Below are 23,270 nucleotides of genomic sequence, written 5' to 3'. Positions count from 1 at the left end.
ATCTACCCTCACTTCAAACGATTTTGGTTGTTATAGTTAAACAGTTTATCTTTGACTTCTTCATAATTGTTTCTAGAAACAGGAAGCACAACACCATTTTTTAAATAAACATCTGTCTTAGAAAGTTTTAAAATATATTGCATATTTACTAAAAATGAACGGTGAATCAGAATAAAAGGTTTATCTTCAAGTTCTGTTACTAAGTCACTAATCTTATAATAATACTCTATGCGTTCTTTGTTTGATTTATGACAAATCACTAAACGTTTAAAACTTTCAAAATAAGCAATCTCACTGAAAGGAATTAAATAATTTTCTTGTTGAGTTGTAATAGAAAATAAAGGTTCACTGATATTGGCTTTGACTTGATTGTATACATGAGCGAAGACATCATCAAACTTATCATCGTGTAAATCTTTAATTAAGTAATGAGATGCATTTGCATCAAATGCATTAAAGACATAGTCTGTAGAAGAAGTTAAGAATATGATTTTAACAACACTGTTTAATTTACGAACCTTTAAAGCAGTTTCAATACCGTTAATACCACCCATTACAATATCTAAATAGATAATTTGAAATTGGTTAGGATAATCGTCTAAATGAAACAGTAAAGCTTCACCGCTAGAAAAGCGGTGAATATCTAAATCAATCTTAAGTTTTCTTGCAACAGATTCAAGTTTTGATTGGTAATAATCTAGAAATACTTGTTCATTATCACATATAGCTATAGAAATCATGGCATCCCCCATAGATGTGGTTCGTATAATAATTATACTATAATTAAAAGAATTAAAAATTATAAAAAAGGAAGGAATTAAAAAATGAGTATCTATCAAATACGCGTTGAAGATATGCACAATAATATTGTTACCTTAGATTCATATAAAGGTAAAGTGTTATTAATTGTTAACACAGCAACAACTTGTTTTTTCACACCACAGTATGATGGGCTACAAAAATTATATGAAACATATAAAAATCAGGGGTTTGAAATCTTAGATTTCCCAAGTAATCAATTTAAAGATGCTAAAGATAGTGTAGAAACAATTGATGAGTTTTGTGTGAAAAACTATAAAACCGATTTTAGAAGATTTACTAAAATAGAGGTGAATGGGCCAGATGAGTCTATTTTATACACCTATTTAAAAAGACATCAAAAAGGCTTATTTAATAAAAAAATTAAGTGGAACTTTACTAAGTTTTTAGTAGACCAAAATGGCCGCGTTATCAAACGTTATGCACCACTTGTAAAACCAGAAAAAATAGCAAAAGACATTGAAAAACTATTAAATAAAGATAAATAAGGAGGTAATTTATATGTTTTTAGCAATAAAAGAATTAAAGTACACCAAGGGTAAATTCGCATTAATTATCTCTGTGATTGTATTAATTAGTTACTTAGTATACTTTTTAACATCACTCGCATATGGTTTAGCATCGTCTTATACTAATGCAGTGAACAAATGGGGTTCAGATGAGGTTGTTATTACAGTAGATTCTAATGATTCGATTATGATGTCATTCATGACAAACAATGATTTTGAATCTGTAGAAGTTGATGGAACAAAAGCTAGAATTGGATTATTTCCAGCAGTTATTAATAATCCGGATGCAGAAGCTAATGTAGATTCAAGATTAAATGTATATTTTTTCGGTATAGATAATGATTCTTTCTTAAAACCTACAGAGGCAAGTAATTTAACCATTCAACAAAATGAAGTTGTTGTAGATGAATCACTTAAAAAAGAAGGTTATGAGATTGGAAGTACAATTGCTGTATCAGGAACTGATACTGTATTTACAATCATTGGATTTTCTACAAAAAGTACGTATCAAACAGCACCTGTAATCTATATGGCGATGGAAACATGGCAAAAATATAGATACAGTACAGAAACACCACCGGATTTATATAGTGGCATTATTGTACGAGGTTCAACTGGTAATTTAGATACTAAGTTAGCTACATACACAACAGCTGACTATATTGCAACACTACCAGGTTATACTGCACAAGTCTTAACTTTTGGTACAATGATTATTTTCTTAATTATCATTGTAGCGTTTGTATTAGGTATCTTTATTTATGTACTTACCATTCAAAAAACACCAATGTTTGGTGTGATGAAAGCTCAAGGTATTTCTAATTTTTATATCGCAAACTCTGTGGTTACTCAAACATTCTTACTCGTCTTATTTGGTATATTTGTTGGGTTAATATTAACCATTGTATCTGGTATCTTCTTAGGTGATATCATACCTTTTGCTATCAACATCTTATTTTACGGTGTGATCACAGTTGCATTTTTCTTATTTGGATTCTTAGGTGCACTCTTCTCAGTACGTGCAGTACTTAAGATAGATCCATTAAAGGCTATAGGAGGCTAATATGAAAGCACTCATTGAAATGATTAATGTATCCAAGGACTTTTTACAGGGTGATAATGTAATTTCAGCATTAAAGCCAACAAACTTTACAGCATATGAAGGTGAACTGATTGGTATTATAGGACCTTCTGGATCCGGTAAATCTACATTTTTAACTATCCTTGGCGGACTACAAAAACCAACGACTGGTAAAGTATTAATTAACGGAAAACCGTTTAGTGAACTCACTAATGATCAAAAATCAAAAATTAGATTAGACCAAATTGGCTTTATCTTACAAGCATCTAACTTAATTCCATTCTTAACAGTTAAAGAACAAATGGTTTTGTATAACAAGATCACTAAAACTAAAGTCAATAACGAATGGATGAATGAGTTATTTGAAAAGTTAGATGTCGATAAATTAAGAAATAAATATCCAAGTGCATTATCAGGTGGGGAACGTCAACGTGCTGCAATTGCTAAAGCGTTGTATCACCAACCAAACGTTATCTTTGCTGATGAACCAACTGCAAGTTTAGATACAACCAAAGCATTTCAAGTGATTAAACTACTTGCAAGAGAAACAAAAGCACAGAAAAAAGCTACTATCATGGTAACCCATGATGAACGCTTATTAGAGTATTGTGATAAGGTATATGTCATCGTTGATGGTGTATTAACCTTAAGAAAAAAATCATAAGAGGTGTCTATGCATATTCTTTATTATTTATTATCATCATACGGCTTTATTGCTTTAATGATTGGGTTATCAACTATCTTAAGTAAAAAAGGAATCATTGGTGAAGAAGGTAGTAGAAAATTTATTCATATTGGTGTATCGAATTGGTATTTTATAGCCCTCACCTTTATGCAAGATCCTAACGATATACTCTTTACTTTAATTCCACCCGTATCATTTATTATCTTAAACTATATATCTTATAAGACGAATCTCATTAAGTCTATGGAACGTAATGGTAAGGGAAACTTAGGCACAGTTTATTACCCAATTTCCCTTACAATACTCGTATTTGTCTCGTTTTATGTACTAGGTAACGCCTATATTGGTTTATTAGGTGTTATGCTGATGGGCTATGGTGATGGACTTGCTGCTGTACTTGGTAAAAAGTATGGTACCAAAGACATTGGACATGGTAAAACAGTTGTAGGTGTAGTTACAATGTTTGTTGTATCACTACTTGCATCTAGCCTAATTATCATTTATTCAAATAGTGTAACCAGACTCTGGATTGCATTAGCAGTTGCAGTATTTGCAACCCTAACAGAATATATAACACCTAAAGGATTAGATAACTTATCTGTACCACTAGGTACTTCATTCTTGTATTATGTATTACTATTGATTTAAGAAAGAGGATTTGAAATGAAAAAAGTTGCTATAATTGGTGCTGGAACAGCAGGCTTAGCTTCAGCTATTCGTCTTAAGGCACTAGGATATGATGTAACCATCTATGAAAAGAATGAAAAAGTAGGTGGAAGAATGTATCAAATTAAAGAAGAAGGTTTTACATTTGATGTAGGACCAACAATCGTTATGATGCCAGAGATCTATAAAGAAGTATTTAGAGTTAGTGGTGTAGATTATAAGGACTATATTGATATGGTACGTCTTGATCCGATGTTTGAAATCAAATATCGTGACAAGACAAACTTAATCGCAACCAACGATTTAGTTGAAATGACGATAGAAAACGAAAAGATTAGTGAAGAAGATGCTCAAGGTTACTTAGCTTATTTAGCAGACGTTTATAAACGCTATTTAGTTGCTAAAAATCACTTTATTGATCGTAGTTTTAGAAAACCAACCGACTTTTACAACCCTAAAATGCTTTATCAAGGTTTGAAACTAAAAACCTTTAGCTCAGCTTATAAATCTATTGCTAAATTTGTTAAGAATGAAAAATTAAGACAATCTTTAGCATTCCAAACACTATATATAGGTATATCACCATATAATGGACCATCAATTTATACAATTATTCCAATGATTGAATTACTATACGGTGTTCATTATATTAAAGGTGGAATGTACAGTATGGCTAAAGCAATGGAGAAAAGATTTATAGAGATGGGTGGAAAAATCTTACTAAATCAAAGTGTAGAAGAACTGCTTATTGAGAAAAAACAAATTAAAGCATTAAAGGTTGATGGTAAAGTGACTGAAAACTATGATGCTGTGTTAACCAATGCGGATTTCCCGTGGGTTATGAACAATTTAATTAAAGAAAAGAAAAACAAAGGAAAATATAGCGAAAAGAAAGTCAATAAAATGTTATATTCTTCTTCATCATTTATACTATACATAGGTACTAAAAAACGTTATGACTTAAAAACTCATACATTCTTCTTTACCAATGACTTTAATGGTAACATTAATGACATATTTGAAGGTAATACACCTAAAGATCCATCATACTATGTATACACACCAAGTCGTATTGATAGTTCCATGGCACCAGAAGGTAAAGAGGCTATGTATGTCCTAGTACCGGTACCTAACAAATCAGATAGTCCTGAAAAATGGGATGATAAAGCAGTAGAGGCGTATAAAAATAAAATATTAGATATGATGTCTGAGCATGAAGTATTTAAAGATATCAAAGATAATATAGAATATCTTAAGGTCTATAGTCCAAATGATTTCGAATCTAAATTCAATCTACAATTTGGTGCAACCTTTGGTCTTCGTCCAACCTTATTACAATCCAACTACTATAGACCACAAAATAAATTTAGATATCTAAAGAATTTATATTCAGCTGGTAGTAGTAATCACCCAGGTGCTGGAGTTCCAATTGTTTTAAATAGTGCAAAATTAGCAGTTAATGAACTGCATAAGGATCTTAAATAATGATGAAATTATCTAAACAACTCAAAGAAGATTTTAATAAGTGTGAAGCAATTATAAAAGAAAACTCTAAAACTTTTTATAAGGCTTTTAGTATGCTAAAAGCCAAGCAAGATCGCCAAGCGATCTATGCAATTTATGCCTATTGTAGAGTTGTTGATGATGCCATTGATGAATATAAAGATATTGACTTATTAAATAGTTATGAAGCTAAATTAATGAACATGATTAAAGGAAATCCACCAACGGATTTTATCTTCAGAAGTCTAAATGAAGTTATTAAGTATTATTATCCTAAAGATTATGATTTTAAACCATATTTCGACTTAATTGAAGGCCAGAGACAAGACTTCTTGTTTATACAACCCATAACACTTGATGATTTACTAAAGTATTGTTATCATGTAGCGGGTGTTGTAGGTGAGATGTTAAGTTATGTACTAGCACCTAAAGAGGCAATTGGTGAATTAAAGTATGTAGCTACAAATTTAGGGGAAGCGATGCAAATTACAAATATCTTAAGAGATATTGGTGAAGATCGTAAAAGAAACCGCATCTATATACCCAAGGATGTCATGCAGCAATTTAATTACACCCAAGAAGATTTAGAAACAGGTGTTATCAATCACGGATTCACTCAAATGTTTGAATACCTTGCAAACTATGCACATAAGAAATATGAAATTGCATTAGAAAAACTACATCTATTTAAACCAGATGCTAGAAAGCCACTCTTACTAGCATCCAAGATGTATGAAGAAATTATTCATACCATTAGATTAAACAACTATGATGTCTATAACATCAGAAGTGTTGTATCTGATGAAAGAAAAAAAGAAATTGTTTTAAGTATTTATAAGTAATGTACACTAAGGAGCATGAATGAGCATATGTTTGTACCATACATCATCGGTCTATTACTAAGTTTATCGGTAGCATTTGTTGCATATAAAAAAAGATCACTGACAGTGAGTGGTTTTATCACTGCGAGTATCGTTGGTATGCTATTTTATGTTTTCGGAACCTTTATTGCTTGGAGTATACTTATCTTCTTCTTTATTAGTTCAAGTATTATTTCAAAGTTTAATAAAAACGAAAAAGAAAAGTATGGTAGAGACTATATTCAAGTGATTTCTAACTCTATCGTTTCCTTATTTTTCTTAACACTCTATTATTTTTTACACGATTTAACATATCTTGTTGTCGCTGTGGTTGCTATTGCAGCATCCACAGCCGACACTTGGGCTTCTGAAATTGGTAGTTTAAGTAAAGGTAAAACCTACTCTATACTCACCTTTAAGGCTATGGAAAAAGGTCTATCCGGTGCTGTGAGTATGCTTGGTGTAGTTGCTTCATTTTTAGGCGCGTTAGTGATTAGTTTAATGTTTTCTGCACTATACTTTTTAACAGAAGAATTTAGTCTAAATTTACTCACAGAATTTAGTGTAATTATTACAATTTCAGGGTTTTTGGGAAGTATTTTAGATAGTTATTTAGGCGTCTTTTTACAAGCAAAATACAAAGACATAAAAAGTGGAAAAATAGCGGAAATGATATCAAATACTGAGCAATTTATACTTATATCAGGTAAAAAGTTTATTAATAACAGTACTGTAAATTTCATTATGGTCCTTACGATTTCGGTTGTAACTTACCTATTGTTGGTCATCTAAATATATGTCCTTATAGATAAGAATGTAAACGTTTTACATTTTCTACTATACAACAAATATAAAGTGTGATACAATGAATAGTCATGGACAAAACGAATATAAATATCTATGGCACTTCAACCCAATAAAGGATAGGTTATTGGATCTTTGGGTGTTCAAACATGAGTATAAATACTTAGTCAATTGGGTATATTATTACATCAAAGATGTAAGCGTTTACCTAAAATCCGGAAAAATATGACTAAAAAATATACCCTTTGTTTACGCAAATAGGTCTTGAATTCTTGAAATTATTTGGCGTATGAAGTATAATAACAAATGTCGGAGGTATTAAAATGATATTTTATTGTGCTGCTTCAAAGAATGCTAATATGTATGAGACAACACGAACAGACTTCATTTTTTTATCTAAACCTATTTATTGCGTAAAACACACGGGTGTGTAGTTTTGCTTTTTTTTAATATTGTTATAAATCAAAAGGAGTGTACAACACAATGGAAATTAAACTCGAGGGTTTAACCAAGGTATTTACAGATTTAAAAGCAAAGACTGAAACTAGAGCTGTATCTAATTTAGATATTGTGATTCCGTCAGGCAAACTAGTTGGTCTTCTAGGTCCATCAGGATGTGGAAAATCAACAACATTATATATGATTTCCGGATTACTTTACCCAACTGAAGGTAGAATCTTTTTTGGTGACGAAGACGTTACTGAATTATCACCAGAAAAAAGAGGTATTGGATTAGTTTTCCAAAACTATGCATTATATCCTCATATGACTGTACGAAAGAACATACTATTTCCTTTAGAAAATATGAACATTCGTAAGAGATCAATTGAAGAAGCATATAAGAAAGCACATTTGATTGAAACACCAACTGAAGCTAAAATTTTATATGAGTATGAAGATAAATCAGAATCTTTAAAAAACAAATATAGAAGACATGAATCTGAGTTAAAAGCACAATACCAAAGTGCTAAACTAGCATTCGAAAAAGAATTTAAAGAAGTACAAGTTAAAACACCAGAATTAAAACAAGCGCTAAAAAATAACTTAGCAAATCTTAAATTAGACTTAAATGCTAAAATTAAAGAATTTGAGAACAAATATTTAGAAGAAAAAGCTAAGATTACACCAGCAAATTTAAAAGAATTAAAAGACATTATTAATACAACTTATGCCGAAGTTGAAAAAGACTTTGAAACTAAAGCAAAAGCAATTAAAAAAGAATTAAGTTCAACTTATACAAATAAAAATGAATTTCAAGCTAAATATGAAGTTGAAATTGAAACAATCATTCCTAAGTCTGTAAGTATTGTTAAAAAAGCTAAAGCAATCAACTACAAGAAACAAATGAATGATGATGCTGTAGCAATGGCGAAATTAGTTGGTATTGAAGATCAACTAGATAAAACACCTGCTCAATTATCAGGTGGTCAACAACAACGTGTTGCGATTGCTAGAGCACTCGTTAAAAAACCTAAAGTTTTACTACTTGACGAACCACTTTCAAACTTAGACGCTAGATTAAGACTTCAAACAAGAGAAGAAATCAAACGTATCCAAAGAGAAACTGGTATTACAACCGTATTCGTTACCCATGACCAAGAAGAAGCAATGTCAATTTCTGATGAAATTATGTTGATGAACTTCGGTGAAGAACAACAAACTGGAGTTCCACAAGAAGTTTATAACGAACCAGGTAATCTATTTAGTGCTAAATTCTTAGGAACACCTCCTATTAGTGTTTATAACGCAACAATTGAAAACCAAAAAGTTTTAATTGACGGAAAAGTTGTCTTCGAATCTAAGAAGTTAGATAAAGATCTTAAAGGTGAAGTGGTTGTAGGGGTAAGACCGGAAGGTTATGAACTATCAGATAATGGTTCATTATCAGTTGAACCACTATTCGTAGAAACCATTGGTAGAGACTTAGCATTAGTTTCTAAACATAAAAACCTACAAGCTGAATCTATGAGAATCATTTTAACAAATGAAAATTTAGACTTAAAAAACAAGAAAGAAATTAAGTTCAATCTTAAACCAAATAAAACTTATATTTTTGATAAGGTTAGTGGTAGGAGATTAGCGTAATGTTAGAAAATAAAAAAGATTATAAAGCGTGGTTGTATATAGCCTTGCCGTTGATCTTATTATCACTGTTTACGTTCTATCCTTTGATCAAGACAGTCTTAATATCATTTTTCTCCGGCTATAACTCCATTGCTGATGACTTTGGTACATACTTTGACGCTGCAGCATACATGGCATTATTTAAAGACCCATATTACATTGGTGCTTTAAAAAATACGATGTTACTCGTCTTTGTATCGGTTCCAATTTCAACTATATTAGCAATACTTATTGCTGTAGCATTAAATTCAATTAAGCCACTACAAAGAATATTCCAAACAATATTCTTCATTCCATATGTAACCAATACACTAGCTATTGGTATGGTATTCGCTGTAATGTTCTCACACCCATTAACACAAGGTGTGGTTGCAGAAGGTCTTATCAATACATTATTTGAAATGACAACGGACTGGATTGGGCCTACAGCTACTTATAATAACTGGATGTTTGTAGTATTAATTTATACAATTTGGAGTGCATTGCCATTTAAAATCTTAGTATTTATCGGTGGTTTACAAAATATTTCTAAACAATACTATGATGCAGCTAAAATTGATGGTACACCTAAACGTAGAGTACTAACAAGAATTACAATCCCTTTATTATCACCATTAATTAGTTATATTTTAATTACTTCATTCATTGGTGCATTTAAAGCGTATGAATCTGTATTTGCGGTTGCAGGTACTGGCGCTAGATTACCAGCTGAAAGATGGACATCGGTTGCTTATGTTTATGACAAAATCAACCAATATGGTCTAGATGGAAATGGTATATCTTACTATTCTAGAGGTGCAGCAGGTGCGGTAATACTATTCTTAATCATATTAGTATTTACAATTGTGAACTTATACGTAAGTAAAAAACGTGTTCATTACTAAGGAGGACAAAAATGACAGCAAACGCAAATTTTAAAGTTGATTATAAAGTCAACCAAAAACTTAAAGCTCAAAAATCAGCAACCTTCTTAGGTAAATTCGGTATATACTTATTCTTGGCAATTATGTCAATTATAGTAATCATCCCATTCTATTGGATGTTAAACGTATCGTTACAAGGCACTGATGAGGTATTAAACTCCCTTAACGTGAGTTTATTCCCTAAAGATTTCTCACCTAAAAACTATATCAACGTATTCTTTTATACATCAAGCACAACCAACATTAATTTCCCTAGATATTTAACCAACACACTTGTAGTCGCAGTATTCTCAACTGTTGGTGGAACAATATTCTCGATTATCGTTGCGTTCGCGCTTGCAAGATTAAACTTTAAAGGTAAAGACTTAATCTTCACGATCTTACTTGCAACAATGATGATCCCTGGCGAAATGATGGTTATTTCTAACTTTGTAACAGTAGCCAAATTTGGGTGGGTAGATGCCCAAGGCGTTGGCTCCTACTTAGCGATGATTGTGCCATTTATGGTCTCAATCTTCCATATTTATTTATTAAGACAGACATTTAAGCAAATACCTAACGAATTATATTATGCAGCAAAAGTAGATGGTTGTGGTGATTTCAAATACTTAGTACGTGTTATGGTACCTATGGCTAAATCATCTATCATTACTATTGTTATCTTAAAGTTAATGGGAACATGGAATGCTTATATTTGGCCAAACTTAGTTGCTCACGAGGAATACCGTTTAGTAACTACATGGTTAAGAGGTTCATTTATTGACCAAGCAGAATCAGGTGTAGGTCGCCCATTATTAAACTATCAAATGGCTGCAACAGTAATTGTTACAGTACCATTATTACTCTTATTTATTTTCTTTAGAAAGTATATTATGAGTGGTGTTTCTAGATCGGGAGTAAAAGGTTAAAAGCCAAATTAATTTTTAAAAGGAGAAAGACATGAAAAAAATATTACTAAGCATTATCATGGTTGCTTTCACATTCACCTTAGTAGCTTGTATTGGTGGTGAACGTGGACAAGGTGGTGGTGGAAAACTTGTTGAGTGGTATGAATTATCACCAGATACAGAGTTTGATACCGAAACACCAGTAACAATTCATTTCTGGCACAGAATGGGTGCAGCAAATGAAGAAATGGTGACCAAGTGGGTTGCAGAATTTAAAGAAATGTATCCAAATATTACTGTTGTACTAACAAAAGCTGGAGCAGACTACAATCAATTAGCTGAGAAAGTGAGTTTATCAATTCCTGCTGGTAACACACCAGATATTGCAGAGAGTTATCCAGACCACATTTCTCGTTACGCGATTGCTAAAGCACCTCTAGCATTAAACAACTTCATTAGCCATCCAACACTAGGATACTCTGAAGAGGAATTAGAAGACTTCTTACCATCTCTATGGGCTGAAGGTACTTCATATGATAATGAAGGTACAATATTATCTTTACCATTTACAAAATCAAGTGAAGGTTTCTTCTATAACAAGACATACTTTGACCAACATTCATTAAATGGTAAAACATATACAGAACTTGTAGAAGCTGGTCTAACATGGGAAACACTATTTGAGATTGCACAAGATATTAAATCCCGTGAACCAGAAGCTATTCCATTTGGTTATGACTCAGAAGATAACATGTTTATCACTGGATCAAAACAATGGGGTGCTCCATACACAGGTTATAATGCAGAAACCGGACGTGGCGAAGTATTATTTAACAATGCTCAATCTAAAGAAATGATCAAATACTTTAAAGATAAAGTAGATAAAAACCTAATGTTAACTAGAACATTAAATGCTGAAGCATTTACATCTGACATCTTCAAGAATGGTGAAAAACTATACATGTATGTAGGTTCAACTGGTGGTACAAGATATGCATATGATGCATCATCATTTAATAAAGGTGTTCGCGTTGGAGTTGCACCACTTCCTCACTTTGAAGGTAAAGAACGTGCTCAAATTCAACAAGGACCTAACATTAACTTATTCAAACAAGATAATGAACAACGTATGATCGCTGCTTGGTTATTTGCTAAATATATGATTTCAGCAGAGAAAACAGCTGAGTATGCTATCCCTTCAGGGTATGCACCAATCCGTTATTCTGCTTATGAAACAGAAACATGGACAAAGTATGTAGCAGGTATTAAAGAAAACCCAACTACATTAGCAGAAGCACAAAACAAACTTGTTAAAGAAGCAATTGATATGTTTAGAAATAATGGTGACATCTTCTTTACTTCGGCAGTATTCAATTTAAGTTCCAAAACAAGAACTGAAGTTGGTCCATTATTAGTAAAAATATTCTCTTATAAAGCAACAAGTGCAGAAGATTTAAATACATATATTGATAGAGAATACCAAAACACTTATAACTTTATTACCAATTGATTTATTCATGCTATTTACAAAAATCTAAAAGGAGAGAAAATACATGAAAAAAATATTAAGTTTTATTGCAATCTTACTTGTTGGTTTAGTCCTAGTGGCTTGTGGACCAACAGCTAAGGAAGATGGGGCTATAGCTAAATTAGATACAGCCCATGCAGGTATGGACATTTTAATCAGTGATCCATCTAATATTACATCAAACTTCGTTGTACCAAGCATGCTTGCTGGTGGGATCGAAGCTGTATGGACATCAGATAATCCAGGTGTTGTATCATTTGGAACTGCTGTTAACAATGAAGTTACTGCAACTGTTAACCGTCCAGCTAAAGGTCAAGGCGATGCAACTGTTAAAATCACAGCTACTTTAAAATTAAAATCAGAAATTTCTGATGAAATCTTAGAGAAGAAATGGGAAAAAACATTAACAATTAAAGAAAATACAGTTGAAGAAATCGAAATTGAAACAATTGCTGATATCCTAGCGATCAGAGATGAAGCTTATGATGGTGGCGAATATACTGTAACTATTCCAAATGTAACAATCTTTGCAAAAGGTGATGTTTACTTTGGTTATGATGGAACAGGTATTATTCAATTATTCAACAGCCAAACAACTTTCGAAGTTGGTAAAGTATACGATGTTACTGGTGCTTTAGAATGGTACTTCGGTATTTGGGAATTAGTGAAATCTACAGGTGTTGAAAAAGCATCTGCAACGCCACAATATCCAACTAAAGAAACTGTTAACAGTGTTGATTCTAAGATCAGTGAATTAACAACAGCAGGCGAACATAATTATCCAGCTGTTTCTGATGGAAACTTTGAACCAATTTATGCAACTGTTAAAGGTAATATCTTCATGATTGAAGGCGATTCAGGTAACTACAATACTTACATTATTGATGCAGCTAAATCTGCATTAGTATTAGGTGAACCAGGTGTTCCTGCAAGCGGCTTTATGTTCTATTACGGAACAGCTGATTTCCCTTACGTACGTAGTTTTGCAGGCTTTGAAGTTGAAATGGATGTAGTGATTTATACATACAGATCAAATAACTTAGCATTTGCTGTTTACTATGTAGGTGGACCATCAGGTATTACTGCAAACTTAAATGAATCACAAAAAGTTGACGTTGCTAAAAACGCACTTAAATTACCAGTTGAAGTTTACAAAGCAGATCAAACATTAACATTAGCTAATAAATCTGATGAAGTAAATATCGCTTGGTCATTCAAAGATGCAGAAGATGCAAACAACGCATTAATTAACTTAGCTGATGGTAAGGTAACACTTCCAACATCTGGTCAAAAAGATGTTAAATTAGTTGCTACATTAACATTAGGCGAGGCTTCAGCTACTAAAGAATTCACAATTAGAGTGGGCGAAGTTGCTCCATCTACAATTGCAGAAGTTTTAGAAGCTACAGTTAATACTTATAAATTTATGATTACTGGTACTGTATTAGGTTACAACGCTCATAGACAAATTTCTATCGCTGATGGTACTGGTGCAATCACTGTATATGCTTCAGTAGGGGCAGCAGCTGACCTAGCATTATTAGTTGGTAAACAAGTTCAAATCATTGGTACTAGAACAGTATTTAGTGGATTAATTCAATTAGGTAGTCCAGAAGTTACTGATTTAGAATTAGATGGTACAATGCCAGAAGCTACAGACCTAAGAACAATCACTTTATGGGATGCAGAAAGTCTATTACCATTCCAATCAAATCTAGTTTCAGTTGCTAACTTAAAGGTAAAAGAAGTTATCGCTAATGATTACGGTAACGTTGAATTAATCTTAGAAGATGAAGTAACATTAAAGACAATTAGATTCTACTGGGATTCAAGACAACCACTAGTTGGTTCATCTGACTTTATTAAGGGCTTAAAAGTTGGTGATTATGTGTCATTTACTAATGCTTTATTAACTTGGAGATCAAATAATGGTGCAATTGGTATTCATGCTGCAGCTCAAGTTACTGAAGGTGAATCACCAATCTTAACTGATGCAGAAGAATTAGCATTAGACAAACTATTATTAGAATTACCGGCAACAACACTAGAATCATTATCATTACCTGTTACACTAGCAAACGGTACAACTGTAGTATGGACATCATCACATCCAGAAGTTTTAGGCAACGATGGTACATACACTAAACCAGCAGCTGATACTGTAGTTACATTAACAGCAGCTTTAACAAATGGTGAAGCAACAGACACTAAAGTGTTTGAAATCACTGTAAAAGCTGAAGCAGCAGTTGAAACTGTAGCTTACACATTTGATTTTGGTCCATCACCTGTTACAGGTTATGCGGCTGGAACATTAGCATTCTCTAATACAAATGGTGATGCATTTACACTAGACAAAGATAGAGTACAAATTAACACAAGTACTTTTGCTCCTTGGGCTGACAGTGCAGCATTCCTAGTATTAGCACCAATTTCTACATTTAAACTATCTTATGTTGAATTCGACTTAACTGCAGCAGCTTATGCAAACGCATCAAAGATAGAATTTGACTTTGCTGCATGGAATCAAAATAACTTTGATCAAACTGTAGGATTAGCAGGTTCATCAGTAAGAGTTGAAAAACTTGAAGGTGAAAATTGGGTAACAGTTGGTGATAACGTATTTGGTCAATTAACTAAAGACGCATTAACAAACGTATCTATCGAAATTACAGGTGGCGGAACATATAGATTAGTATATGAAGCACCAGCTGCATCATCAACTTCAAACACAGCTTATGCTATTGGTGTAGATAACCTAAAGATTTACGTACTTAATTAATTATTTATATTTCATAGTAATATAGTAAGTATAAAGTGATAAAAAATTAGAGCCTATGCTTCTTTAAGAATGAAGCATAGGCTTTTCTTTTCTAAAATATAGAAATTCAAACATATTAGTTATAAAACATATAATAAATTGAAAAAATACGTAATTTATTATATAATTAAAAGACATTAAGTAGCTTACATTTAAGGATAAATCTATGACAAAAAACTGGTTTTTTATAATTCTATACATCATTTTTATTGGTATGGCAACATTCATGGTTTCTTTATATACAGAAGCGCAAAAACGTGTAGAGTTTCTACAATCACTACAAAGTGAGGTAGAAGATAACAATGTAAAGTTACTTGCTGCAACACTGGTTGCTAATAGAGGTGATGGAACCAATGCTATTATCTTTAAAGAGCCGCTTTATGAACAACATTTTATAGATGGTGAAGATGAAGTGGGTCTATACATTTATAAAGTTGCTGAAAATTTAAGATCCTATGAGCATTCTCTAGCTATCTTAATAAGGGATCTAAATATAACAGATACATCACTGTTAAAAGATGAAGATGACTATAGCACAATTCGTGCAACTATCAAATTTAATCAAGAAATCACTATTGGACAAACGAATAAACAAACATTTGAAGAAACCTTCATCACACTCTATGATGATACTTCAAAGTTATTGCTTATTAATTTTGATAGACTAAAAGCGGAATCAACTATTTCATTTGAATCCATTCACATTGCATATGATGATATTAATTATTTTAGTAGAGAGTTAGTCACTTTATATAATTCTGATTTAGTAAATCAAATCCCTGATAAATTTAGCAACACTTATCAAAGAGATATCAAGTTTATTACATCCGATGAAATTAAATTTTTATCAGATGAATCGCTTAGTGATATCAAAAATAATATAAATTTATATTATGATGCTACTTTAATCAGTAAACTAAACAAATTAAACAGTTTATATCTAATAAATATTTCATTACTGCTACTTGTAGTGATACCACTAACATACTTTATCTTTTTCCATAAAGAAGTATATACAAGATATAAACTAAAGCGTAGCGCAAAAAAAGAACTTCAAAGACAGGAAATAGAAGCAATAAAACATAACAAAGAAATGTAAGGGGAAGCAATATATGTTAAAAAAATTAAGTATATTTATATTAGTATTTGCAGCATTCATACTTGTATCATGTGATAGCGCAACATCTGATGTAGTGATTTCAAAAGTATATACAACGGCTTATCAAAGCGATAATTTACTTGAATTATATAACCCAAGTGAAGAAGTAGTTAAGTTAAGCAATCATGAATTATATTTTTATTCAAATGGTTCTGAAGAAGTATCTGTAAAAATTAAATTAACTGGTGAAATCGCAGCCAAAGGATATTTCGTTATTGGAAGTAATCAACAAACCATATCTTCAGTAAAACCACTAATTGATTTTACTTATGAAGATGGTCCATTACCGTTTAACGGTAATGACGCAATCGAATTAAGAGTATCTGGTAAGGCACATGACTTAGTAGGTACCATTGGAATGGATCTAGATTTTTCAAGAAATCAAACCATGATTAGACTTGGTAATCCTGCAGAATTTAAACCAGATGCAAGCTACACAGCGTACAAATTTATTAGTTACAAACCAGAAGCTTTTAATTATCTAAAAAATGAGTTATACCAAATTAAAACATTAGAACAATTACTTGAAGGACCAAGACTAGAAGAAAGATATCATGATCTAGATTATGTTGATCCTACAAACCCAACTGTAGGTGGAGGTGGTACTGCACTTGTTACACTTCAAAGTATTGCTGATGGTGATACAGCAACATTTCGTGCTGGAAATGGCTATCCTGGTGGTTCAATGAGATACTTTTATATTGATACACCAGAAGTTAATGGTGCTTATGTAATTGCTGCACCATGGGGATATGTTGCAAGTAAATTCAATAAAGAATATCTGTTAAATGATGCAACAAGTAAAGAAATCATTGTTCAATCTATTCCGGGCTATGCACTACAAGAGGGCAATGGACGTAATCTAGGTTTAGTATGGATTAATGGTCACTTATCACAATTCTTGATTGTTAAAGAAGGTTTATCAGACGATGTCCCTCTTACATTTAGCAATTATGATACCCTTTTAACATACAAAGATGTTCCATATCTAACATTCTTAAAGTTTGCAGAAGAATATGCAAGATCTCAAGGATGGGCTATGCATGGATATCCAGGAAATCCAGATGGAGAAAAATCTCCAGACTGGAATTATCAAGCAAACAATGGTACTGGTGGATTAGCAACGACAAACCCAACTTGGGAACCACATAATCCATTACCTTGGTAAAAATAACATTATTTTAACACAATGAAACCACTTAAAATTAAATTGTAGTATTAAGTGGTTTTTATTATCAAATTAGCGTTTTTATATCGTAATATTAGTCAATATATGTTATACTATACTATTCTAAATTTAGGTAGGATTATATGGAAAATCAAATTATAAAAGAAATACAGAACCACTCAACAATTATTATTCACAGACACAAACAACCAGATCTAGATGCTTATGGATCACAACTCGGTTTGAAAGAAATTATCAGAGAAAACTTTAAAGACAAAACGGTTTATGTTGTAGGTGATACACAGCAATACCCATACGAACATACAATGGATGTCATTGATGATTCAGTCTATGAAGGCGCACTCGTATTTGTTTTAGATACAGCTGCAGAGGCGCTGATATCCGATACACGTTACAAATTAGGCAAAACACTTATTAATATAGATCATCATAGAAATGACTCAAATATCAATCCTGATCTGTTTTACCATAGGCCAGATTTAATTTCATGTAGTCAAATGATTGGCGAGATTGCGATTAAAGGTAATCTAAGATTTAACGATATGGCTGCATCTCATATTTATGCAGGTATTGTTGGTGATAGTGGTCGTTTCCAATATATCAGCAAACAAAATGCGAAGCATACATTTGATGTCGTAGCTCGCTTAATGGAATACGATATTGATCTACAAAGTTTAAGTGATTTTCAACAACTTGAAACACTTGCAAAACGCATGGCTAAAGAAAAGTTTAGAAGTTTTAGTTTATCAGATCACAATGTAGCGTATAGATTTAATGATTTTAAATCAATTAGCGAATCAGGTTTAACCTTCCAAGATGTTTCCCGTGGTACGGTAAACATTATGGCTGGTATTAAAGAAGTGCGTATTTGGGCAAATTTCAGTGAAAACGAAAAAGGCGAAATCATTGGTGAATTTAGAAGTAAAGACGTCTCAATTGTAGACATTGCTAAAAAATTTGGTGGTGGTGGTCATGCTAATGCATGTGGCGCAACACTTCATAGCTGGGAACAAGCATTAGAGGTCGTACAATGTTTTGATGAAAGGATGGTAGAAAGTAATGTTTAAAGAAATATTAAAGAAAATTAAAAAATACCAAAGAATTATAATTTATGGACATGTGAGACCAGATGGTGACTGTTATGGTGCGCAATTCGGGTTACAAAACATCATTAAAAATGCATTCCCTGAAAAGGATGTATTTGTAACAGGTGAAACTTCTGATTTTGTAAGTTTCGTAGGTACACCAGATATTATCGTAGGTGAATCTAATTTAGAAGATAGTTTCTATCAAGATAGTTTATCAATTGTAGTAGATACAGCAAACAAATTAAGAATTTCTAATCAAAAATATATGTTAGGTCAAGAAATTATTAAAATTGATCACCACATCCCAGTAGATAGTTATGGTGATGTAGAATGGGTAGATACAAACTTCCCATCCTGTGCTCAAATGATTGCATATATGTCTACACAAGTTAAAGAATTTGAAGTAACAAAACCAGGTGCGGTTGCAATGTATACAGGTATCTTAACAGATACAGGTAGATTTAAATATCGTGGTGTATCCGAATTAACGCACCAAATGGCTGGTATGTTATTAACTAAAGGTGCAGATGTTGAAGAAATTGACCGTGCAATGTCTAATGAAACATTAGATATGCTACGTTTCAAAGGTTTTGTTTACCAAAACTTTGTAACGACAGACAAGGGATTTATTTATTTAAAGATTACAGATAAAATTAGACAAGAATTTAACCTTACATATGAAGAAGCAAGTTCAGTAGTGAACATGCTATCAGGTATTAAAGGATTTGATGTTTGGGCTATATTCATAGAAGATGGTGACTTAGTACGTGTAAGATTACGTTCAAGTGGACCAGACATTGATAAAGTTGCTAACTTATTTAATGGTGGCGGACATGCAAAAGCAAGTGGTGCAGCATTAAATAGTTGGGACGAACTTGATGATTTCATCAAGGCAGTACACGCAATATTATAAAATTTCTAAAGGGGGGATTTTAACAAATGAATGTATTTTTCGAGTTACCGGAAGGATTCAATTTGATTGAATCGTTTCTGACGTGGGAACAATGGTTATTTATGATCATTATCCCAGCATTAGTAGTTATAACAATTACATTTTTAATTGGTCTAGAAAGACAAAACGTAGGAAAAGCAGCAGGTATTTCAAGTCACGTATTGGTAGGTATATCAGCACTCATGATTGCGATTATGCAACGTATGATATTCTTCCAAGAAATTACCAATGGTATTGAATCACCGCAATCACAAAGAGTGATTGCACAAGTTGTTACAGGGATTGGTTTTATTGGAGCTGGTGTTATTATGAAGGACTCTAATAATATTATCCATGGTATTACAACTGCATCAACCATTTGGTTTAGTGCATTACTTGGTATCGTTTTAGGTATGGGCTTTTTATATGAAGGTATCGCATTTGGTGTGTTTGTAGCTGGTTTTATTATTCTAAGAGACTTTAGACGTGGTGTAAACCCGTTTGTACCAGTCATTGAAGATATGAAAAGCGCGCCCAAAATTATAGACGATAGAACAAAGAAATAAATTTAAAAGGTGAAGTATGCAATTTCAAACCATTGCTGCAATCGCAACCCCATTAGGGACTGCAGGTATTTCTGTAATTAGGGTATCTGGTGATGAAGCAATTTCAAAAGTAAATCAAATATTTAAGGGTAAGAACTTAAACAAGGTTAAGAGTCATACCATTCATTATGGACACATCTTAAATGAAGATGGGTCTATATTAGATGAAGTTATGATCTCTGTTTTTATCGCACCTAAGTCTTTTACAAAAGAAGATGTTGTAGAAATATCTACACACGGTGGTATATTAATCACTCAAAAAGTATTGGAGCGTATTTTAGAAACAGGTATTGAACTTGCACAACCGGGTGAGTTTTCAAAAAGAGCATTTTTAAATGGTCGAATTGACCTTGTTCAAGCAGAAGCGATTATGGACATTATTCATGCTACAAACGAAAATGCGATTAAGGTTGCCAATAAAGCTTTAAATAAAGCAACTTCATCCATGATTGATAATTTAAAATCCAAAGTATTAACTTTAATTGCACAAATTGAAGTGAACATTGATTATCCAGAATATGATGATGCTATCATCATGAGTAAAGAACTTATTTATCCAAGAGTCAACGATTTGTTAGATGAGATTAATGATATTCTAACCAAATCTAAACGTACTCAGTACATTAGAGAAGGTGTTAAAACGGTTATCGTTGGACGCCCTAATGTAGGTAAATCAAGTTTATTAAACGCACTTCTTAATGAAGAGCGCGCCATTGTCTCAGATATTGCTGGTACTACAAGAGATACGATTGATGCATTTGTAAACCTTGATGGTGTCACCTTACAGTTAATTGATACTGCAGGTATTAGAGATGCACTAGATACCATCGAAAAGATTGGTGTAGATCGAAGTAGAAAAGCAATTCATGAAGCAGAACTTGTTTTATTGGTTTTAGACTTAAGTCAAAAACTAACTAAAGAAGATGAGATGCTTCTAACATTAACTGAACATAAAAATAGAATTATTATTGGAAATAAAAAAGATTTACCGTCATATTTAGAAATAGATACAAATGTTCAAATATCTACATTAGAAAAAGAAGGATTAAGTGTTTTAGAGTCAGAAATTCTTAAAACTTTAAAACTTGATAACCTTGTAGATAAGGACTTTAATTACTTATCTAATGTCCGCCATATACAAAAGCTAAAAGAGGCTAAAACATCACTAGAAAGCGTTATAAACGCTATCCACCATGATATGCCTGTGGATATCTATGCAGTGGATCTTACAACTGCTTGGAACCGCTTAGGTGAAATACTAGGGAATCATCAATATGGTGATTTATTGACGGAATTATTTTCTAAATTCTGTCTTGGAAAATAGTTAAGTTTCAAACTTATATATGATATAATTAGGCGACTAAAAGAAGTATCATTAGAAGGGGTGTTTAAAAAATGAGTTATGTAGCACTTTATCGTACCTATAGACCAAAGTTTTTTAAAGATGTTTTTGGACAAAAAGTTATTGTTCAAACCCTTCAAAATGCACTCTTAAATGAAAAGATTGGACATGCTTATATTTTCTCTGGTCCTCGTGGCACCGGAAAAACTTCGGTTGCTAAAATCGTTGCTAAAGCACTAAACTGTTTAGAAGCACCAGCAAAAGAGCCTTGTGGCAAATGTGATGTGTGTTTAGGTGTTGATCGCGGTGATGTACCAGATATTATAGAAATTGATGCTGCATCCAATAATGGTGTAGATGAGATTAGAGATTTAAGAGATAAAGTAAAATATGCACCAAGTATCGGTAAATATAAAGTCTATATTATCGATGAGGTCCATATGCTTACAACAGCAGCATTTAATGCACTCTTAAAAACACTCGAAGAACCACCGAAGTATGTTGTCTTTATTTTAGCAACAACAGAACCTCATAAAGTACCAGCAACGATTTTAAGTCGCTGTCAACGATTTGATTTCAAGAATATTGAAATGGATCAAATTGAGGAAAATTTAAAACAAATTATCAACAAAGAAAATTTAAAAATCACACCGGAAGCTTTAACTGCAATCGCACGTACTGCAGAAGGTGGTATGCGTGATGCATTAAGCTTACTTGACCAAGTGGTCTCATTTACAAATGATGAAATCACTGAAGAAGATATCTATACCGTATCAGGTGGTTTATCTAGAAGATATATTAATGAACTGTTAAAAGTGATATATCTTAAACAACCCCAAAAGGCATTAGATCTATTAAACCAAATTATTAAAGATGGTAAAGACATTGCACGTATGGTCTCAGATATTATCTTAGCTTTACGTGATGTGTTATTAGATAAAATAAGACCAGATAAGAAATATCCAGATCTTAAAGATATCAAACCAAACTTAATCTATGCATACTTAGATATTCTAAATGACTTACAACAAGAACTAAAGTTCACAACCTCAAAACGTGCATACTTAGAACTTGCTTTAATTAAGATGATTAACCATGAATCCATTGAAATGGTTTCACTAGAAGATAAAATTACACATCTAGAAAGTGATATCGTAAAATTAAAGGAACTTGTAAATAAGGCTCAAGTTAGCCAAGAAGCAGTCAAAACACCAGTACAAAACATACCCGCCTCTAGACCAACCAATCTTAAAGCTTTAGTTACTGTTAAGGAAATAGAAGATATATTAAACCACGCAGATAGGCAAAAACGTAGTTTATTAAATAGAGGTTGGCCAGTATTAAAAGATTATGATAATCCAAGCCTAAAACCTGTTGCTGAACTCTTAAGTGAAGGCACATTAGAAGCTGTAGGTAATGAGGATGTCATGCTTCTAGTATATGATGATTTATATACTGCTAAAACCATGTTGAATCCAGAGATTAAACAAAAGGTTTTAGAAATATTAAATCAAAAACAAAAATTAGTTAGAGATTATACAGTACTGTTTAAACCAGACTGGATGATTTTAAAAGCTGATTATGCAGCACAATACAATGCAGGTACTTCAAAACCTAAACTTAAAGAAATAGATCTCCATTTATATGAAACGCTAATAAATGAAACCAAATCAGAACAAAAAGTACCTGAAATAGTGGAATTTGCTGTAGAATATTTTGGAAAAGAAAAAGTGAAAGTAGAGGAATAAA

General features: G+C 32.3%; 20 protein-coding genes. 19 read left to right on the top strand and 1 reads right to left on the bottom strand.

The window, feature by feature from the left end:
- Positions 1-8 precede the first annotated feature (8 nt).
- On the bottom strand, positions 9-740 hold the full coding sequence (locus tag ACL_RS07030; RefSeq protein ID WP_041634448.1) for a LytR/AlgR family response regulator transcription factor: 732 nt from the start codon (positions 738-740) through the stop codon (positions 9-11).
- A gap of 84 nt (positions 741-824) precedes the next feature.
- Between ACL_RS07030 and ACL_RS07025 the strand changes: the two genes are divergently transcribed.
- From ACL_RS07025 to dnaX, 19 genes are all read left to right on the top strand, one after another.
- Positions 825-1,307 (top strand): glutathione peroxidase, encoded by a 483-nt coding sequence (locus tag ACL_RS07025; protein ID WP_012243342.1) that lies wholly within the window; start codon positions 825-827, stop codon positions 1,305-1,307.
- A gap of 13 nt (positions 1,308-1,320) precedes the next feature.
- Positions 1,321-2,391, top strand: a complete 1,071-nt coding sequence (locus ACL_RS07020; RefSeq protein WP_012243341.1) for an ABC transporter permease — start codon at positions 1,321-1,323, stop codon at positions 2,389-2,391.
- Position 2,392: 1 nt separating this feature from the next.
- Positions 2,393-3,073, top strand: coding sequence for an ABC transporter ATP-binding protein (locus ACL_RS07015; RefSeq protein ID WP_012243340.1), 681 nt, complete (start codon positions 2,393-2,395; stop codon positions 3,071-3,073).
- A 9-nt stretch (positions 3,074-3,082) separates the two neighbouring features.
- On the top strand, positions 3,083-3,742 hold the full coding sequence (locus ACL_RS07010) for a diacylglycerol/polyprenol kinase family protein (protein ID WP_012243339.1): 660 nt from the start codon (positions 3,083-3,085) through the stop codon (positions 3,740-3,742).
- 15 nt (positions 3,743-3,757) lie between these two features.
- Positions 3,758-5,245 (top strand): phytoene desaturase family protein, encoded by a 1,488-nt coding sequence (locus tag ACL_RS07005; protein WP_012243338.1) that lies wholly within the window; start codon positions 3,758-3,760, stop codon positions 5,243-5,245.
- Positions 5,245-6,105, top strand: coding sequence for a phytoene/squalene synthase family protein (locus ACL_RS07000; protein ID WP_012243337.1), 861 nt, complete (start codon positions 5,245-5,247; stop codon positions 6,103-6,105). The genes ACL_RS07005 and ACL_RS07000 overlap by 1 nt, the downstream gene beginning before the upstream one ends.
- Before the next feature lie 27 nt (positions 6,106-6,132).
- Complete coding sequence (locus ACL_RS06995; protein WP_041634444.1) at positions 6,133-6,915, top strand: DUF92 domain-containing protein; 783 nt, start codon at positions 6,133-6,135, stop codon at positions 6,913-6,915.
- A 495-nt stretch (positions 6,916-7,410) separates the two neighbouring features.
- A complete protein-coding gene (locus ACL_RS07360; protein WP_012243335.1) occupies positions 7,411-9,012 on the top strand; it encodes an ABC transporter ATP-binding protein in 1,602 nt (533 codons plus the stop codon).
- Positions 9,012-9,935: a carbohydrate ABC transporter permease gene (locus ACL_RS06985; protein WP_012243334.1), complete on the top strand. Its 924-nt coding sequence runs from the start codon at positions 9,012-9,014 to the stop codon at positions 9,933-9,935. Before ACL_RS07360 ends, ACL_RS06985 begins: the two co-directional genes overlap by 1 nt.
- Before the next feature lie 11 nt (positions 9,936-9,946).
- Positions 9,947-10,882 carry a carbohydrate ABC transporter permease gene (locus ACL_RS06980; RefSeq protein WP_012243333.1) on the top strand — a complete coding sequence of 312 codons (936 nt, stop codon included), beginning with the start codon at positions 9,947-9,949 and terminating at the stop codon, positions 10,880-10,882.
- Positions 10,883-10,913: 31 nt separating this feature from the next.
- Positions 10,914-12,371, top strand: coding sequence for an extracellular solute-binding protein (locus ACL_RS06975; RefSeq protein WP_012243332.1), 1,458 nt, complete (start codon positions 10,914-10,916; stop codon positions 12,369-12,371).
- A 43-nt stretch (positions 12,372-12,414) separates the two neighbouring features.
- Positions 12,415-15,168: an immunoglobulin-like domain-containing protein gene (locus tag ACL_RS06970; protein WP_012243331.1), complete on the top strand. Its 2,754-nt coding sequence runs from the start codon at positions 12,415-12,417 to the stop codon at positions 15,166-15,168.
- Positions 15,169-15,373: 205 nt separating this feature from the next.
- On the top strand, positions 15,374-16,306 hold the full coding sequence (locus ACL_RS06965; protein WP_012243330.1) for a hypothetical protein: 933 nt from the start codon (positions 15,374-15,376) through the stop codon (positions 16,304-16,306).
- 13 nt (positions 16,307-16,319) lie between these two features.
- Positions 16,320-17,534 carry a lamin tail domain-containing protein gene (locus ACL_RS06960; RefSeq protein ID WP_012243329.1) on the top strand — a complete coding sequence of 405 codons (1,215 nt, stop codon included), beginning with the start codon at positions 16,320-16,322 and terminating at the stop codon, positions 17,532-17,534.
- Positions 17,535-17,677: 143 nt separating this feature from the next.
- Positions 17,678-18,622 (top strand): DHH family phosphoesterase, encoded by a 945-nt coding sequence (locus ACL_RS06955; protein ID WP_012243328.1) that lies wholly within the window; start codon positions 17,678-17,680, stop codon positions 18,620-18,622.
- Positions 18,615-19,556, top strand: coding sequence for a DHH family phosphoesterase (locus ACL_RS06950; RefSeq protein ID WP_012243327.1), 942 nt, complete (start codon positions 18,615-18,617; stop codon positions 19,554-19,556). Before ACL_RS06955 ends, ACL_RS06950 begins: the two co-directional genes overlap by 8 nt.
- A 26-nt stretch (positions 19,557-19,582) precedes the next feature.
- Positions 19,583-20,140 (top strand): MgtC/SapB family protein, encoded by a 558-nt coding sequence (locus ACL_RS06945; protein ID WP_012243326.1) that lies wholly within the window; start codon positions 19,583-19,585, stop codon positions 20,138-20,140.
- A gap of 16 nt (positions 20,141-20,156) precedes the next feature.
- Entirely contained in the window at positions 20,157-21,503 is a 1,347-nt protein-coding gene (mnmE, locus tag ACL_RS06940) for a tRNA uridine-5-carboxymethylaminomethyl(34) synthesis GTPase MnmE (protein ID WP_012243325.1), read from the top strand.
- Between the two features lie 71 nt (positions 21,504-21,574).
- Entirely contained in the window at positions 21,575-23,269 is a 1,695-nt protein-coding gene (dnaX, locus tag ACL_RS06935; protein WP_012243324.1) for a DNA polymerase III subunit gamma/tau, read from the top strand.
- Position 23,270 lies beyond the last annotated feature (1 nt).

Source organism: Acholeplasma laidlawii PG-8A (genome assembly GCF_000018785.1).
Lineage (GTDB): Bacteria > Bacillota_I > Bacilli_A > Acholeplasmatales > Acholeplasmataceae > Acholeplasma > Acholeplasma laidlawii.
The sequence above is the reverse complement of the archived record's forward strand: the minus strand, read 5'-3'. Positions and strand labels throughout refer to the sequence as shown.